The organism is Flavobacterium frigoritolerans, assembly GCF_025847275.1.
Taxonomy (GTDB): Bacteria; Bacteroidota; Bacteroidia; order Flavobacteriales; family Flavobacteriaceae; genus Flavobacterium; species Flavobacterium frigoritolerans.
On the sequence record NZ_JAOZEV010000003.1, the window covers coordinates 181,055 to 196,585 of the forward strand.

Genomic DNA, 15,531 nt, shown 5'->3' on the forward strand with positions numbered 1-15,531 from the left:
CTAATTAATTATTATTTCTTTTAAACAAAAAAATCCCGATTTACATCGGGATTTCATATTATAAATTAAAACTATTACTTTTCAGCAACAATTTCGTATGGTAATTCAACTACAACATCTCTGTGTAATCTAATGCTTGCAGCATATTTACCAGTACGTTTTACGATACCGCTAGTAATAAATTTTCTTTCGATAGAGTTACCAGCTTTTTCCAAAGCTTCAGCAATATCTATGTTAGTGATAGAACCAAAAAGTTTCTCTCCACCAGCTTTTGCGAAAATTTTAATTTCAAGTGCTTTCAATGCTTCAGCTATTTTCTTAGCGTCATCAACAATTTTAGCCTCTTTATGTGCTCTTTGTTTTAGGTTTTCAGCCAATACTTTTTTTGCAGAAGGAGTTGCTAAAGTAGCAAAACCTTGAGGAATTAAAAAGTTACGACCGTAACCAGCTTTTACAGATACTACGTCATCTTTAAATCCTAGATTCTGTACGTCTTGTTTTAAAATAAGTTCCATGTTGTTGTCCTTATATTTGAGAAGTTAGGTTCGTTTAACGGAAACCAACAACTTTAGTTTAATATTATTTTAATAAATCGGCCACGTATGGCATTAAAGCTAAGTGACGAGCTCTCTTAACTGCTACAGACACTTTTCTTTGGTATTTTAATGAAGTTCCAGTTAAACGACGAGGAAGAATTTTTCCTTGCTCATTAACGAATTTCAATAAGAAATCTGCATCTTTATAATCGATGTATTTGATTCCTGATTTTTTGAAACGACAATACTTTTTAGTTTTGTTAGTTTCTATGTTTAAAGGCGTTAAATATCTGATATCTCCGTCTTTTTTTCCTTTTGCTGATTGCTCTATTGTAGACATAATAATTAAGCTTTTGTAGATTTTAATTTTGTTCTTCTTCTCTCAGCCCAAGAAATAGCGTGTTTATCTAAACTTACAGTTAAGAAACGCATAACTCTCTCGTCACGTCTAAATTCAGTTTCAAAAGCAATTAGAACTTCTCCTGCTACTTTGAACTCAAATAAGTGATAAAAACCACTTTTTTTGTTTTGGATTTCGTAAGCCATTTTCTTTAGGCCCCAATCCTCTTTTGATACCATTTCAGCTCCTCTACTAGTAAGAAATTCTTCAAATTTCGTTACTGTTTCCTTCACCTGAACCTCAGATAAAACGGGATTTAAAATGAAAACAGTTTCATAATGATTCATAAATCTAATATTTATTTGTTAAAATTGGGTGCAAAAGTAACCATTTATTTTATATATACAACACTTTTTTGCTTTTATTCGACGTATGGTAAAAAATAAGCCCAAAATCTAGTTTTTAAAGAAAAATAAATTTATATTTACTATTACATTCCCTAAATTTAAATGTTATGAAACTAAATTGTGTTGTAGTAGACGATAGTTCTATCCAAAGAACTATTATCTCAAAGTTAGTCAATAATCATCCGAATTTACACTTGATTGGAGATTTTTCAAATGCAATCGAAGCTCGAAGCTGTATCTCTTTAAATAATATTGATTTGATATTTTTAGATATCGAAATGCCCGTTATAAATGGTTTTGATTTTTTAGATGGTCTAAAAACAAAACCTCAAATAATCTTCATTACCTCTAAGGCAGAATATGCTTTAAAGGCTTTTGACTATGATGCTACCGACTATCTCCAAAAACCAATAGCTATAGATCGCTTTAACGCCTCTGTTAAAAGAGCGCTAGATTTATACGCATTACGCACAGATGTAAAAGAAGATGAAGGCGAACATATTTTCATTAAAAGCAATCTTAAAAAACTTAAAATTTTCACAGCAAAAATTAAGTGGATTGAAGCTTTTGGCGACTACGTAAGAGTCGTAACCGAAGATGATAGTAATCTAGTCCTTTCGACCATGAAATCTTTTGAAAATGATTTATCAAAAGAAAAATTTATTCGCGTACATAAATCGTATATCATTAATATCGACAAAGTAGAACGCTTTAATAGCAAATTTGCAGAAATCGGAATCACAAAAATTCCATTAAGTCGAAATAAGAAGGAAGACTTAGTTCGTGCACTATCAATAACTCATTAAGCACTAATAAAAGTCTACATTTATCACCACTTTTATTGCTCTGTATTGCCCAACAGCCTCAAAACTATTCAGTATTTTCTGAATAGTTTTTTTTGTGCTCCCCAATGGTATCTCTTGCGGAATTTTAATTAAAATAGTTCGAATATATTCATTCCTGATTCGGCTAATTGCAGGTTCCTCCGGACCCAACACTGGCATATTTAAGTTCTGACTCAAAACATTATACAGCCACATCGAACCTTCTTTTAATTTATCAAAATCACGGTGTTTAAGCGTTAACTTAATTATCCTAAAATAAGGCGGATATCTATAAATCAGTCTGTCATACAATTGCTCTTTGTACATTCCTGCATAGTCATTATTAGTAACCTGCTGTATTGTGTTATGATTAGGATTATACGTCTGAATCACTACTTTACCTTGTTTCTCTGAACGTCCTGCACGCCCCGAAACCTGCATCATCATTTGAAAACTACGCTCAAAGGCGCGAAAATCTGGATGAAACAACATATTATCAGCATTCATAATCCCTACCAAACTTACATTATCAAAATCCAATCCTTTGGCAAGCATTTGTGTTCCAACCAAAATATCAATCTCACGATTTTTAAAACTATCGATAATTTTCTCAAATCCAAACTTGCCTCGTGTTGTATCTTGATCCATTCTACCTGTTTTGGCATTTGGAAAAAGCGCAAGCAACTCCTGCTCTATTTGTTCTGTACCAAATCCTTTAGTGGTTAAATCAACACTAGAGCAACTATGACAATTTGTTGGCTTAGCCATGTTATATCCGCAATAATGGCACCGTAGTTGATTTTTATGTTTATGAAAAGTAAGACTTACATCGCATTGCTGGCATTGTGGCACATGCCCACAAGTGATACACTCTATAATAGGCGAGTATCCACGTCTGTTTTGAAACAATATAACTTGTTCGCCTAATGTTATCGCTTCCGAAATTGCTTCAGTTAAAACATCACTAAAATGCCCCGTCATGCGTTTTCTAAAATACTTATCTTTTAAATCAACCAATGCAATATCTGGCATCCGAACATTATTATAGCGCTCAGTAACCGTTACCAATCCATATTTCTGTGATTGTGCATTAAAATAAGTTTCTAAACTTGGTGTTGCTGATCCCAAAAGCACCTTGGCTTTATGAAAATTTGCTAGTACAATTGCCGCGTCGCGTGCATGATAGCGTGGAGCTGGATCTACTTGTTTAAAAGTCTGTTCATGTTCCTCATCAACAATAAGTAAACCTAAATTCGTAAATGGCAAAAACAAAGCCGACCTCGCTCCTATTATTATTTGAGCATTTTCCACATTCGATAAAGTCTGTTTCCAAACCTCAACTCGTTCATTATTGCTGTATTTAGAATGAAAAACAGCTACTTTATTCCCAAAATGAACTCGTAATCTTGCAACCAATTGTGTCGTTAGTGCAATTTCAGGCAACAAATATAAAATTTGCCTTCCTGTTGCTAAATACTCTTCAATAAGTTTAATGTAAATTTCGGTCTTACCACTAGAAGTTACTCCATGAAGCAAACAAACCTCTTTTTCAATAAAACTATTTTTAATTTCTTCGAAAGCAGTTTGTTGAACCGAACTTAATTGCAGTTCTTTTTCTGTACTTTTTCCTGTAAAATTAATTCGATCATGCTGTAAAAAATATTCTTCAAAAATCTCTTTTTCTATTAACGCTTTTACAACTGCCGATGATGATTGTGAAGCTTCTACAAGTTGTTTAACTGTAATTGGTTTCTTTTCTACAGCACTTAGCTGAAAATATGCCAAAACAATTTCTTTTTGTTTAGCTGCATTTTTAAGTACCTCCAACAACTCATTTAATCCTTGATTTGAATCGTATTTGCTATGTAACTTAACATAACGAACTAACTTTGGCTTATAACTTTCTTGTATTTCCTGTTCAAGAATAACAATATCTTTATCTATTAATTTTTGAAGAATAGGGAAAACATTTTTCTTATTTAAAATTGCAACTATATCCTGAACCTTAAGCGAACTCTGATGTTGCAATGCCTCATAAACCAAATATTCTTCATCAGTTAAAATAGTTTGATCTACAAAAATACCTGTCTTATGCGAAATCACCGTTTCACTTTCTAATAATAAACCACTTGGAAATGCTCCTCGATATACATCGCCAATAGCACACATATAATAGGATGCGATCCAAAGCCAATGTTTTATTTGAATTTCGGTAGCAATTGGTCTTTCGTCAAGAATTTGATGAATCTCTTTGGCTTCATACAAAGTTGGTTCATTTTGATGCGTTTCGAGCACCAATGCTGTGTACATTTTACTTTTACCAAAAGGCACAGCAACCCGCATTCCTTTTTGGATAAAATTAAACTCAGCTTCGGAGATTCGATACGTAAACGTTTTGGCTAATGAAAGTGGTAAAATGACTTCTACAAAATGCATTTTAAATATTGGTATGTTTTAAAATAATAGTATTCAAAATAGTATTATTTTGGTTATATTTTTTTTTTAGTAAGACCTTAAAACAAGCTTACTTTTTATCTAATTTATCTGAAGTATTTTTAGCATTATACTCCTTAACTAATTTATAAGTATTATTAAGGGATCCTATATTAGTCCAATCCTCATGACCTGGTATAATATATAGTGGTTTTTTAAATTTAGCTTGTACTCTTTTAATAGATGGCTCCCATTCTTTAACGTCTGAATCCCCCATATTACCTAAATTAGTAGAAGCTGCTCCTTTTATAAAACAACCTCCATAAAGTACTTTCTCTTTATTAAACCAAACTACAATATTATCTGGCGCATGTCCTTTACCTGGATAGAAAACCTCAAAACGATGTTGACCAACTGTAAACGTAGTATCATTTGGCATTATAAACTCCGCTCTTGGTTCCTTGTTTTTATTTAAAATTTCATCCGTAAGCTTTATAGTATATGTTTTAATTCCTTTTTGCTTATAAAATTCCAAACCTCCCGATCTATCTTCATGCGAATGTGTTGCAATTTGCATAATAACATCTTTATGATGCTTTGCTTTTATACTATCAAGTAAAGGCTGAAACTGTGTCTTATCCCAAGGAGCATCAAACATTACAACACCTTTATCTGTAACCAGATACAGGGCATTAGCAGGAATCAGATTTCCTTTGTATTCATTAAACGTTTTATAAACATAAAAGTCACCTGTAAGATGACTTATTTGTAATTTATTATTTTCTGTTTGCCCAAAAGATTTTGTAAATCCTATGAACAACAACAGCAATATTAATTTATTTTTCATTTTTAAAATTCTTTAACCTTACATTCTTGTCCAATATTGTGTTCTCCCTAAAAGAGAAATCCCAATAAACCCACGTAATTTTAGTTTATTTGCAGAGTCTAATGTAATGTAGCATTTATATACTTTTCCGGTTGTTGGATCCAAAATTGTTCCCGAATTGTACTCATCTCCATCTTTCTTTAAACCATTAATAATTACCATTCCTAAGATTGGTTTGTTTTTTAATACTCCAGAGCATTTTGTGCATACATCTTTTTTATGGTCTGCACGAAGAATCTCAACTACTTTACCATAAATTTTTCCTGATTGTTCATACACTTCTACAATCGATTTTGCTTCTCCTGTTTCATCATCAACGGTTTTCCATTTTCCGATTACAGTTTGACTTTGTACATTGCCTATTACTAAAAATAATAAGCCCATTGTTAAGATCCAGTTTTTCATGATGTTGATTTTTTTTTTAGCCCTGATTATAGCGACATCCTTTATCCCGATTCTTTAAGGGATAAAGATATAGCGGAAAGCAGGAACAGCTTCTAAATGTTATTATTATTTTTTTGTCTTAACTTTCTGATTGTGGCATTCAATTCAAATCCCAAAAGCAAAATCATACAGTTTATCCAAATATAAAACATTAGTATTAATAATGTACCAATCGAACCGTAAAGTTCATTATATTTTGAAAATTTTATAACCCAAATCCCAAAAAAGTACGAAGATATCACAATTAAGATTGTTGTAAACACTGAACCAATACTTATAAATGGTACTTTATTATATTGCTTTGTACCGTAACGCAACAATATAGAAGATGTTATTAGAATCATTAGAATTACAAACAAATAACGCCCCATAATGATTAGCGGAATACTATCATTTAATACATCTTGGATCATTGTCTTCTGGATAAGCACCTCAAAAACTACAATTGTAGCAACGGTTACTAATAATAATATAGACATTGTAATTGAGATTGCCAATGCTACTAGATATTGACTAAAAAAACCTCGTTTATCTAACACATGTCGGGATGATTCGAAACCACCTAAAATTCCGTTAACACCATTTGACATTAAAAAAACTGATAAAAAGAATCCCGAAGAAAGTAATCCCGAATGACTATTATTTAATATATCGCTAATAATTTTATAAATCGCATCGTAGGTATTTGGCGGAACTCCCTGTTGAACAAACTGCAGAAAATCCTGTTGAAACCCTTCGATAGGAATAAACGGAATTAAATTAAGTATAAACAGTGCAAATGGAAACAATGCCATAAAAAAGCTAAACGCAACTGCGCTTGCATGATATGAAAACGCTCCCTCTATAATACCTATAGTATATAATTCGAGTAAGTCATACAACGAAAAGCCATCAAGCCAAGGCAGCTTTATACTTTTTAAGAAACGAACGAGATAACGTACTACTGGCACTCTATCTAGCCGGTTTTCTATTTCTATAGACATATACTTACTGGATTATTGTTTATATTTTTTTAAAGTGCTTTTAAACTTAAATCCATATTATAAACCGAATGCGTTAATGCTCCCGAAGAAATATAATCGACACCACATAAAGCATATTCTCGAATTGTTTTTTCGTTGATATTTCCTGAAGATTCTGTTTGGCATTTATCTCCAATTAACGCAACTGCTTTTTTAGTGTCTTCATAATTGAAGTTGTCTATTAAAATACGAAAAACGCCGTCACTTTGTAAAATTTCTCTAATCTCATCTAAGCTTCTAGCTTCGACTATTATTTTTAAATCTAGTTTATTTTCTTTTAAGTAAGCTTGGGTTTTGGCTATAGCCAAGGTAATTCCTCCTGCAAAATCAATATGATTATCTTTAAGCATTATCATATCATAAAGTGCAAATCGGTGGTTTTCACCTCCCCCAATTTTTACTGCCCATTTTTCGGCAACACGAAAATTAGGTGTTGTTTTTCGAGTATCTAATATCTTAGTGTTTGTACCTTCTAAGAGCTGTACATATTGATTTGTTTTAGTTGCGATTGCCGACATACGCTGCATAGAATTCAGTACCACACGCTCAGATTTTAAAATCGATTGTGAACTTCCTGAAACATGAAATACAACATCTCCATATTTTACTGGAGTTCCGTCTTCTATAAATGTTTCAATTTTTAAACTTGGATCAACATAATTAAAAATCATTTTAGCAAATGCAACCCCTCCAATTATTCCATCTTCCTTTACCAACAATTTGGCTTTTCCTTGCGCATCGGCAGGAATACAAGCTAAGGAACTATAATCTCCTGTGCCTACATCTTCGCGAATTGCATTAAAAATAAGCAATTGTAACTCGTTCTGAAATTGTACTTCGTTAATCATTTTGTATGAATTTTAATAGAATGCTAAAGTAGCACATATTTTGTGGATTTGAAAATTTAGACGATTTGAAAATCTAAAACAGTATAACTTTTATCATTAACCTCTAAAATTAAATCACGAATTTCACGAATTAACACCAATAAAAATCTTTTTAATCTTTTTATCCCGATTGCTATCGAAAAAAACAAGCCTTACTTTTAATAAAACTAATGTCTTAATGATTAAAAAAAATCCCATTTATTACAAACATTAAATACCTTTGAACTTCAATATTACTATCAAATGGGATTAATTAAAGATATTTACTCGGTTGCTTTTTACGAAAATTTCACTAATTGTGTAGCCAAAGTCATTCCTGACTTTGATAAACAGCAATTTTTGAATTTGATTTTTGACGCAGATTTCACCAATAAAGAATGGAAAGAACGTATGCAGCATACTACCGTTATCTTGCATCAATTTATGCCTGCTGATTTTGGAAAAGCAGTTTTAACCATTGAAAATATTATCGAGAATTTAAAGAAAAACAAATTTACTGATGGTAATTTGGCTTTTATATTTTTTGCCGATTATATTGAAAAATACGGTATTGATGATTTTAAAACAAGCGCAAAAGCTTTTGTAATGATTACGCAATTTATAAGTTGCGAGTTTGCAGTTCGTCCGTTTATCATTAAATACCCTCAGGATATGATTAATGAAATGATAAAATGGTCTTTGCATGAAAATCACCATGTAAGACGATTAGCAAGTGAGGGCTCACGCTCTCGATTACCTTGGGCAATGGCAATTCCCGCTTTAAAGAAAGACCCAACTCCTATTTTACCCATTTTAGAGAATTTAAAAACCGATTCATCCGAATACGTCCGTCGCAGCGTTGCCAATAACCTCAATGATATCGTAAAAGATAACCCTGAAATTGTACTGAATATTGCTAACAAATGGCAAAATATAAGTCCCGAAACCGATGCCATTATTAAACATGGTTCTCGTACTTTACTAAAACAAGGCAATCCTGATATTTTAAAACATTATGGTTTAGAAAGCACCAATATCCAATTATCGGAGTTTGAAATTATCACTCCTAAAGTAAAAATTGGAGAATACTTAGAATTTCAGTTTTCACTAAACAATACTAATCCCGAAAATAAAACCGTTCGATTGGAATATGCTATTTATTACCAAAAATCAAAAGGACATTTAGCTAAAAAAGTATTCAAAATTAGTGAACGCATGTATCAACCTAATCAGTTGGTTAAAATTAAAAGAAATCAATCCTTTAAAGTAATTACAACACGTGTATTTCATCTAGGAAAACATCAATTGTCTATAATTATCAATGGAACGGAAAGCGAATTGCTAGATTTTGAATTGATTTAATCGAGTTAACACATAAAAATAAAACAGCAGTATCTTATAAAACATAATAAGTAAAATAAGTTTTTCTTAAATGAACTTACATAACTTATATGGTTCATTTAAGTCTAAAAAACTATACTTATTAAGCGTAAATAATTTCAACACATAGAAACATAGATTTTGTATTCTATAAAAGACGTTTTACTTATTCTAAAAAACACAAAGCAAGCTATGTAAAAGAAATGTATTTCTTTTACATTCTTTTTTTAGATAGAATCTATGTTTCTATGTGTTAAATAAAATTTCATAAATCATAGTAACATCCTAAATTATTCAGGTAAGACCTAACCTATGACTCAATGTTTTATATTAAAACTATGTTATTATTCTGCTAAAAAGTATAATTATTTTTTTTAACATCAGATTTTTATCCTTAATTTTACCACCGTGAAATGGATTAACCTCATATTATCAATTTACTTAGTCGTACTATCGTGTTTGCCTTGTGCAGATACGTTGGAAAACGAAAGCATTGCACATACAAGCGAAATAGTAAGTAAGTCAGCTAATCAATCTCACAAAAAAGGATTGGATCTTTGTGCTCCATTTTGCAGTTGCAATTGTTGTGCTGCCCAAGTTCTAACTACAGCTCCGGCTATTACATGGGTTTTTAATGAAGAAACTGCTCTCATTAAAAAACCTTTATCATCTTATCATTCAATTCTTGCTTCCAATTTCTACGGAAGTATTTGGCAACCGCCCCAAATAGTATAATGTAACCCGAGTAATTTCGGGTATATGTGTTGTGGTATACCACAAAAAAACAGGCGATTTCTCGTCTTGATTTCTCATTCATTATATCCAAAAAATGTTAGATAAGATTATACAATTTAGTATAAAGAACAAATTCATTATACTATTACTTACCTTGGTTCTTATAGCCTGGGGAAGTTTTTCACTTAAAAATTTACCGCTCGATGCATTACCTGATATTACTAATAATCAGGTGCAAATTATTACTACAGCTCCTACTCTTGCCAGTCAGGAAGTAGAACAATTAATAACCTATCCACTTGAACAGTCATTAAAAACGATTCCAAAAGTAATTGAACTCCGTAGTATTTCTCGTTTTGGGTTATCTGTTGTTACAGTTGTTTTTGAAGAAAATGCTGATACCTATTGGGCGCGTGAGCAAGTCTTTCAGAGACTAAAACAAGCCGAGGAAATTATTCCTAAATATGCTGGAACCCCAGAATTAGCCCCAATTACAACAGGATTGGGTGAAATTTACCAATATGATGTATATGCCAAAAAGGGATACGAAGACAAATACGATGCAACTAGCTTAAGAACCATTCAGGATTGGATTATCGTACCGCAATTACAAGGTGTAAAAGGTGTTGCTGAAGTAAGTACGTGGGGAGGAAGCGTGAAGCAATATGAAATTGCCGTTGATCCAAACCGATTAAATAGTTCTGGTGTAACGATTACAGAAATTTTTGATGCACTAGAAAAAAACAATCAAAATACAGGTGGTGCTTATATCGAAAAAGATGAATTTGCCTATTTTATTCGTGGTGTCGGAATGGCATCTGGAATAAAAGACATTGGAAACATTGTTATTAAAAACCGAAATGCTACTCCTATCTTAGTTCGTGATGTCGCAAAAGTACAATTAGGAAATGCTATCCGTTTTGGAGCTACAACCAAAGACGGAAAAGGTGAAATCGTAGGTGGTTTAACACTAATGCTAAAAGGAGAAAATTCTAAAGCAGTTGTAGAACGTGTTAAAGAAAAAATGATTGAGGTAAACAAAATGTTACCTGAAGGGGTGGTTGCCGAAGCATTTATTGACAGAAGTAAATTAGTAGATAATGCAATTGGAACTGTTACCAAAAACTTACTTGAAGGAGCATTAATTGTAATTTTTGTACTGATATTATTCTTAGGAAATCTTCGTGCTGGATTAATTGTCGCTTCAGTAATTCCGCTAGCCATGCTCTTTGCAGTAATCTTAATGAATGCATTTGGCGTAAGCGGGAATTTAATGAGTTTAGGAGCAATCGACTTTGGAATTATAGTTGATGGTGCCGTGATTATTGTAGAAGCCACAATGCACCATTTGCAAAAACTCAAGAAGAAAAAAGAGTTAACCCAATCTGAAATGGATGAAGAAGTATATGCATCGGCTTCTAAAATCAGAAATAGTGCTGCTTTTGGAGAAATAATCATCTTAATTGTTTACCTACCAATATTAGCTTTGGTTGGAACTGAAGGTAAAATGTTTAAACCAATGGCAATGACAGTTGGTTTTGCAGTTATTGGTGCCTTTATATTATCGCTTACTTATGTCCCGATGATGAGTGCGTTATTTTTATCTAAAAATACGGAACATAAACCGAACTTTAGTGACCGCATGATGGCTTGGTTCGAAAAAATATATGCTCCGTTTTTAGCGAAAGCATTACGTTTTAAGAAGGCTGTTTTGGGTATTGCTGTGGCTTTATTTGTCTTTGCTCTTGTTATTTTTCAGAATATGGGAGGAGAATTTATTCCTACAATCGAAGAAGGAGATTTAGCCATTAATGCTACTATTATGACAGGAAGCTCTTTATCGCAAATGATAAAAACAACAACCGAATATGAAAAAATGCTTAAAGCAAAATTTCCTGAGATCAAAACCATTGTGACCAAAATTGGAAGTGGAGAAATCCCAACTGACCCAATGCCGATAGAAAGTGGTGATTTAATTATTGTTCTAAAGGACAAAAAAGACTGGACCAGCGCAGACAATTGGCAAGATTTAGCCCATTTAATGAAAGAAGAAATGGAAAAAATTCCCGGAGCCAATATCGAAGTTTCACAACCTATACAAATGCGTTTTAATGAATTAATGACTGGTAGCCGAAGTGATATTGCCATCAAAATATTTGGTGACAACCTAGATGTTCTAGAAAGAAAAGCCAACGAACTAATTCAGAAAATCAATAAAATTGAAGGTATTGGTGATCTTAAAGCCGATAAAGTAAGTGGGCTACCCCAGATTACTATTAAATACGATTATGACAAAATTGCATTATATGGTTTAAATATCGAAGATCTAAATAAGATACTCCGTTCCTCTTTTGCTGGAGAAACTGCAGGTATAATTTATGAAGAAAACAAACGATTTGATATCGTAGTTCGAATGAACAAAGACAATCGTAATGATATTAGCGATGTAAGTAATTTATTTATTCCGTTGCCAAATGGCCAGCAAGTTCCCTTATCGCAAGTTGCAACTGTCGATTACGAGCAGGGTCCTGTTCAGGTAATTCGTGAAGATGGTAAACGTAGAATCACAATAGGACTGAACGTTCGTGGTCGTGATGTAAAAAGCGTTGTAGAAGAAATTCAGCAAAAACTAGACAAAAACTTCAAACTTCCTGCTGGATATTATGTTACTTACGGAGGACAATTTGAAAACCTAATCGAAGCCAATAAGCGCCTTTCTATTGCGCTACCAATTGCATTGAGTTTAATTTTGGTTCTACTCTATTTTACTTTTAAAAGTACCAAACAGGCTGCATTAATTTTTACTGCAATTCCACTTTCAGCTATTGGAGGTGTATTTGCTTTATGGTTGCGCGGAATGCCTTTTAGTATTTCGGCTGGAATTGGTTTTATTGCTTTATTTGGAATTGCAGTTTTAAATGGGATTGTATTGATATCCTATTTTAATCAGCTTAAATCCGAAGGAATTACAGATCCTTTACAACGTGTTTTAATTGGAACTAAAACAAGATTACGTCCTGTTTTAATGACTGCCGCTGTAGCTTCTTTAGGCTTCTTACCAATGGCATTATCTACAAGTGGTGGTGCCGAAGTGCAAAAACCATTAGCAACAGTTGTAATAGGCGGATTATTCTCAGCGACATTACTAACACTTATCGTTTTACCGATACTTTACTTATTATTTGAAACGAAAATTAAAAGAAAAATAACAATGATAAAGCCTATAGTAACAATACTTTTATTACTAGTTAGCAGTTTTTCTTTTGCACAAAACAGTAAACCTATCGCGTTGGATAAAGCTCTCGAAATGGCTAAAGCCAATAGTATTAACTTGAAAATTGCTGATAAAGAAATAGAAAAGCAAACGGTTCTTAAAAAAACAGCGTTTCAGCCCGACCCATTGCAAATAGAATATCAGGGTGGGCAATCTAATAGTAACGTATACGATAATAATGTTTCGATTCAGCAATATTTTCCTATTGGAAAAATCACTAAAGCCAACCGACAATTGCAGGAAGAACTGGTAAAACTTGCCGAAAAACAAAAAGCTTTGTCTGAGTATGAAATTGAAAAAGCAGTAACATTAGCCTATTATCAGTATCTATATGGTGTTTCTGTACAAAAACTGAATACCGAATTATTTAATGTATATGCTTTGTTTTTAAAAAATGCTGAACTTCGTTTTAAAACTGGAGAAAGTGGCAACATCGAAGTAATTAGTGCAAAAGCCAAGTCTAAAGAAATTGAAACCCAAAAAGGACAATTAGAAAATGACTTGATTATTTACCAAAAGCAATTACAATTTTTTATTCAAACTAGAGAAAATATTGTACCCGATAGCAGTACGCCACTTCAATTTGCTTCTTTTAGCGAATCAAATAAATCAAAAGCAGAAGGTTTGATGAATGATTATTATCAACAACAAATTTCCGTTTTTCAAAAAGAAGTCAATACGTTTAAAGCACAGCGCACACCAAAACTAGGCTTGGGTTATTTTGCTCAAACAATTGATACTAAATCTACATTTCAGGGATTTACAGCTGGTTTACAAATTCCATTATTTGGAGGTGTAAATACAGCTAAAGCCAAAGCAGCTTCGATAAGCATTGCACAATCACAATTGGAATTAGAGAAAAATCAATTTTCACTGGAACTACAAATGCAAGAACTAAAAAATGAGTTTGAAAAACAGGAAAAAGGATTGTCTTATTATCAAACAGAAGGTTTGCTGTATGCCGAACAAATTATTACAACAGCTCAAAAAAGTTATGCCAACGGAGATATGAGTTATTGGACATACATCAGTTTTTTAAATCAAGCGATTGATATCAAAAAACAGTATGCTGAAACTTTGAACACATACAATCAAAGTGCTATCCGATTACAATTTCCTTCAATTTCCAATAACTAATATCATTACAATGAAAAATATAACGAACATAATAAGCCGTACTTCTACTCTACTTTCAATTGCTTTTTTAATGCTGATTTTGACCTCATGCAACGAGAAGAAAGCCGAAGAAGCTCACGAAGAAGAAAAACCAGAAAATGAAGTTGCATTAACTCAAGCACAATTCAAAACAGTTGGAATTCAATTCGGAAAAGTTGAAAATCGCAACCTAAAGACTATTATTAAAGCCAATGGATACACAACCGTTCCTCCTCAAAACTCAGCGAAAATTGCTACATTACTAGGTGGTACAGTCAAAGATATCTTTGTTTTAGAAGGTACTTTTGTAAATAAAGGAAAAGTTCTGGCAACTATTCAAAATCTAGAAGTTGTAGGAATGCTTGAAGATTATAAATCGGCTACAGCCAATATCGAATACTTACAATTGGAATACAATCGTCAGAAAACATTAGCTGATGAAAATGTAAATCCTCGAAAAACTTTTCAGGAAGTAAAAGCAAAACTGGCCGTAGAAAAAGCTAGAGCGCAGGCGGCAAAAAACAAATTACAAGCATTAAATGTAAGCCCATCAAGCAACAGTGCTTTAATTCCAATCATATCGCCTATAAACGGTTATGTAGGTGAAATAAACATTGCCAAAGGCGCATTTGCAGAAACTGGAATTACTTTATTTGAAGTTTTCGATAATAGCCAAATGCACTTAGATTTAAATGTATATGAAAAAGATTTAGGTGATATTTCGATTGGTCAGGAAGTAGATTTTATCCTAACCAATCAATCGAATAAATCGATAAAAGGAAAAATATTTGGTATCAATAAATCGTTCTCTAACGAAAGTAAAACAGTAGCTGTTCATGCCAAAATAAATCCAGATGACGCCAAAGATTTAATATCTGGAATGTATGTTTCTGCTAATATTAATCTTAACAATGCAACTGTTCCTGCTTTGCCTAAAGGGGCTATTGTAAAAAATGGAGACAAATTTTTTATCTACATAAAAGAGGATTCTCACCCTAAAAAAGATACAAAACACGATCATGGAGATGAATCTAAAGAAGCACATGAAGATGGACATGATGAAATACACTTTAAAGCTATAGAAGTTATTCCTGGTACTACCGATATGGGATATACCGAAATAAAATTTGTAACTTCAATCCCTGAAAATAGTCAAATTGTTACACAAGGAGCTTTTTACTTATTAGCAGCCCAAAAAGGCGGTGGAGAGCATACACATTAATCTAAAT

Annotated in this window: 13 protein-coding genes; 5 read left to right on the forward strand and 8 right to left on the reverse strand. The window is 32.6% G+C overall.

Translation table 11 applies throughout. From position 1 onward, the window contains the following. Nucleotides 1-74: 74 nt before the first annotated feature. The 3 genes from rplI to rpsF all read right to left on the reverse strand — a co-directional run bounded on the left by rplI (nt 75) and on the right by rpsF (nt 1,223). Nucleotides 75-515, reverse strand: a complete 441-nt coding sequence (gene rplI / locus OIU80_RS05420; RefSeq protein WP_035628732.1) for a 50S ribosomal protein L9 — start codon at nt 513-515, stop codon at nt 75-77. 64 nt (nt 516-579) lie between these two features. After that, nucleotides 580-876, reverse strand: a complete 297-nt coding sequence (gene rpsR / locus OIU80_RS05425; RefSeq protein ID WP_002987043.1) for a 30S ribosomal protein S18 — start codon at nt 874-876, stop codon at nt 580-582. A gap of 5 nt (nt 877-881) precedes the next feature. Further along, entirely contained in the window at nt 882-1,223 is a 342-nt protein-coding gene (gene rpsF / locus OIU80_RS05430) for a 30S ribosomal protein S6 (RefSeq protein ID WP_035628733.1), read from the reverse strand. Between the two features lie 167 nt (nt 1,224-1,390). Here rpsF and OIU80_RS05435 point away from each other — a divergent pair, with 167 nt between their 5' ends. Beyond that, a complete protein-coding gene (locus OIU80_RS05435; protein ID WP_035628734.1) occupies nt 1,391-2,089 on the forward strand; it encodes a LytR/AlgR family response regulator transcription factor in 699 nt (232 codons plus the stop codon). Nucleotides 2,090-2,092: 3 nt separating this feature from the next. Here OIU80_RS05435 and priA read toward each other — a convergent pair whose 3' ends face one another. The 5 genes from priA to nadC all read right to left on the reverse strand — a co-directional run bounded on the left by priA (nt 2,093) and on the right by nadC (nt 7,740). After that, nucleotides 2,093-4,543 (reverse strand): replication restart helicase PriA, encoded by a 2,451-nt coding sequence (priA, locus tag OIU80_RS05440; RefSeq protein WP_264286032.1) that lies wholly within the window; start codon nt 4,541-4,543, stop codon nt 2,093-2,095. A gap of 88 nt (nt 4,544-4,631) precedes the next feature. Then, nucleotides 4,632-5,387, reverse strand: coding sequence for a subclass B1 metallo-beta-lactamase (gene bla-B1-FLAV, locus OIU80_RS05445; protein ID WP_264286033.1), 756 nt, complete (start codon nt 5,385-5,387; stop codon nt 4,632-4,634). Between the two features lie 18 nt (nt 5,388-5,405). Next, entirely contained in the window at nt 5,406-5,831 is a 426-nt protein-coding gene (locus OIU80_RS05450) for a DUF2147 domain-containing protein (protein WP_264286034.1), read from the reverse strand. Nucleotides 5,832-5,923: 92 nt separating this feature from the next. Further along, nucleotides 5,924-6,853 (reverse strand): YihY/virulence factor BrkB family protein, encoded by a 930-nt coding sequence (locus OIU80_RS05455; RefSeq protein ID WP_264286035.1) that lies wholly within the window; start codon nt 6,851-6,853, stop codon nt 5,924-5,926. 29 nt (nt 6,854-6,882) lie between these two features. Continuing rightward, nucleotides 6,883-7,740, reverse strand: coding sequence for a carboxylating nicotinate-nucleotide diphosphorylase (gene nadC / locus OIU80_RS05460; RefSeq protein WP_264286036.1), 858 nt, complete (start codon nt 7,738-7,740; stop codon nt 6,883-6,885). 282 nt (nt 7,741-8,022) lie between these two features. Here nadC and OIU80_RS05465 point away from each other — a divergent pair, with 282 nt between their 5' ends. From OIU80_RS05465 to OIU80_RS05475, 4 genes are all read left to right on the forward strand, one after another. After that, nucleotides 8,023-9,120: a DNA alkylation repair protein gene (locus OIU80_RS05465; RefSeq protein WP_264286037.1), complete on the forward strand. Its 1,098-nt coding sequence runs from the start codon at nt 8,023-8,025 to the stop codon at nt 9,118-9,120. Nucleotides 9,121-9,546: 426 nt separating this feature from the next. Next, nucleotides 9,547-9,873 carry a DUF6660 family protein gene (locus OIU80_RS20855; protein WP_319004956.1) on the forward strand — a complete coding sequence of 109 codons (327 nt, stop codon included), beginning with the start codon at nt 9,547-9,549 and terminating at the stop codon, nt 9,871-9,873. Between the two features lie 94 nt (nt 9,874-9,967). Then, a complete protein-coding gene (locus OIU80_RS05470; protein ID WP_264286038.1) occupies nt 9,968-14,284 on the forward strand; it encodes a CusA/CzcA family heavy metal efflux RND transporter in 4,317 nt (1,438 codons plus the stop codon). A gap of 10 nt (nt 14,285-14,294) precedes the next feature. Further along, nucleotides 14,295-15,524, forward strand: a complete 1,230-nt coding sequence (locus tag OIU80_RS05475; RefSeq protein WP_264286039.1) for an efflux RND transporter periplasmic adaptor subunit — start codon at nt 14,295-14,297, stop codon at nt 15,522-15,524. Nucleotides 15,525-15,531 lie beyond the last annotated feature (7 nt).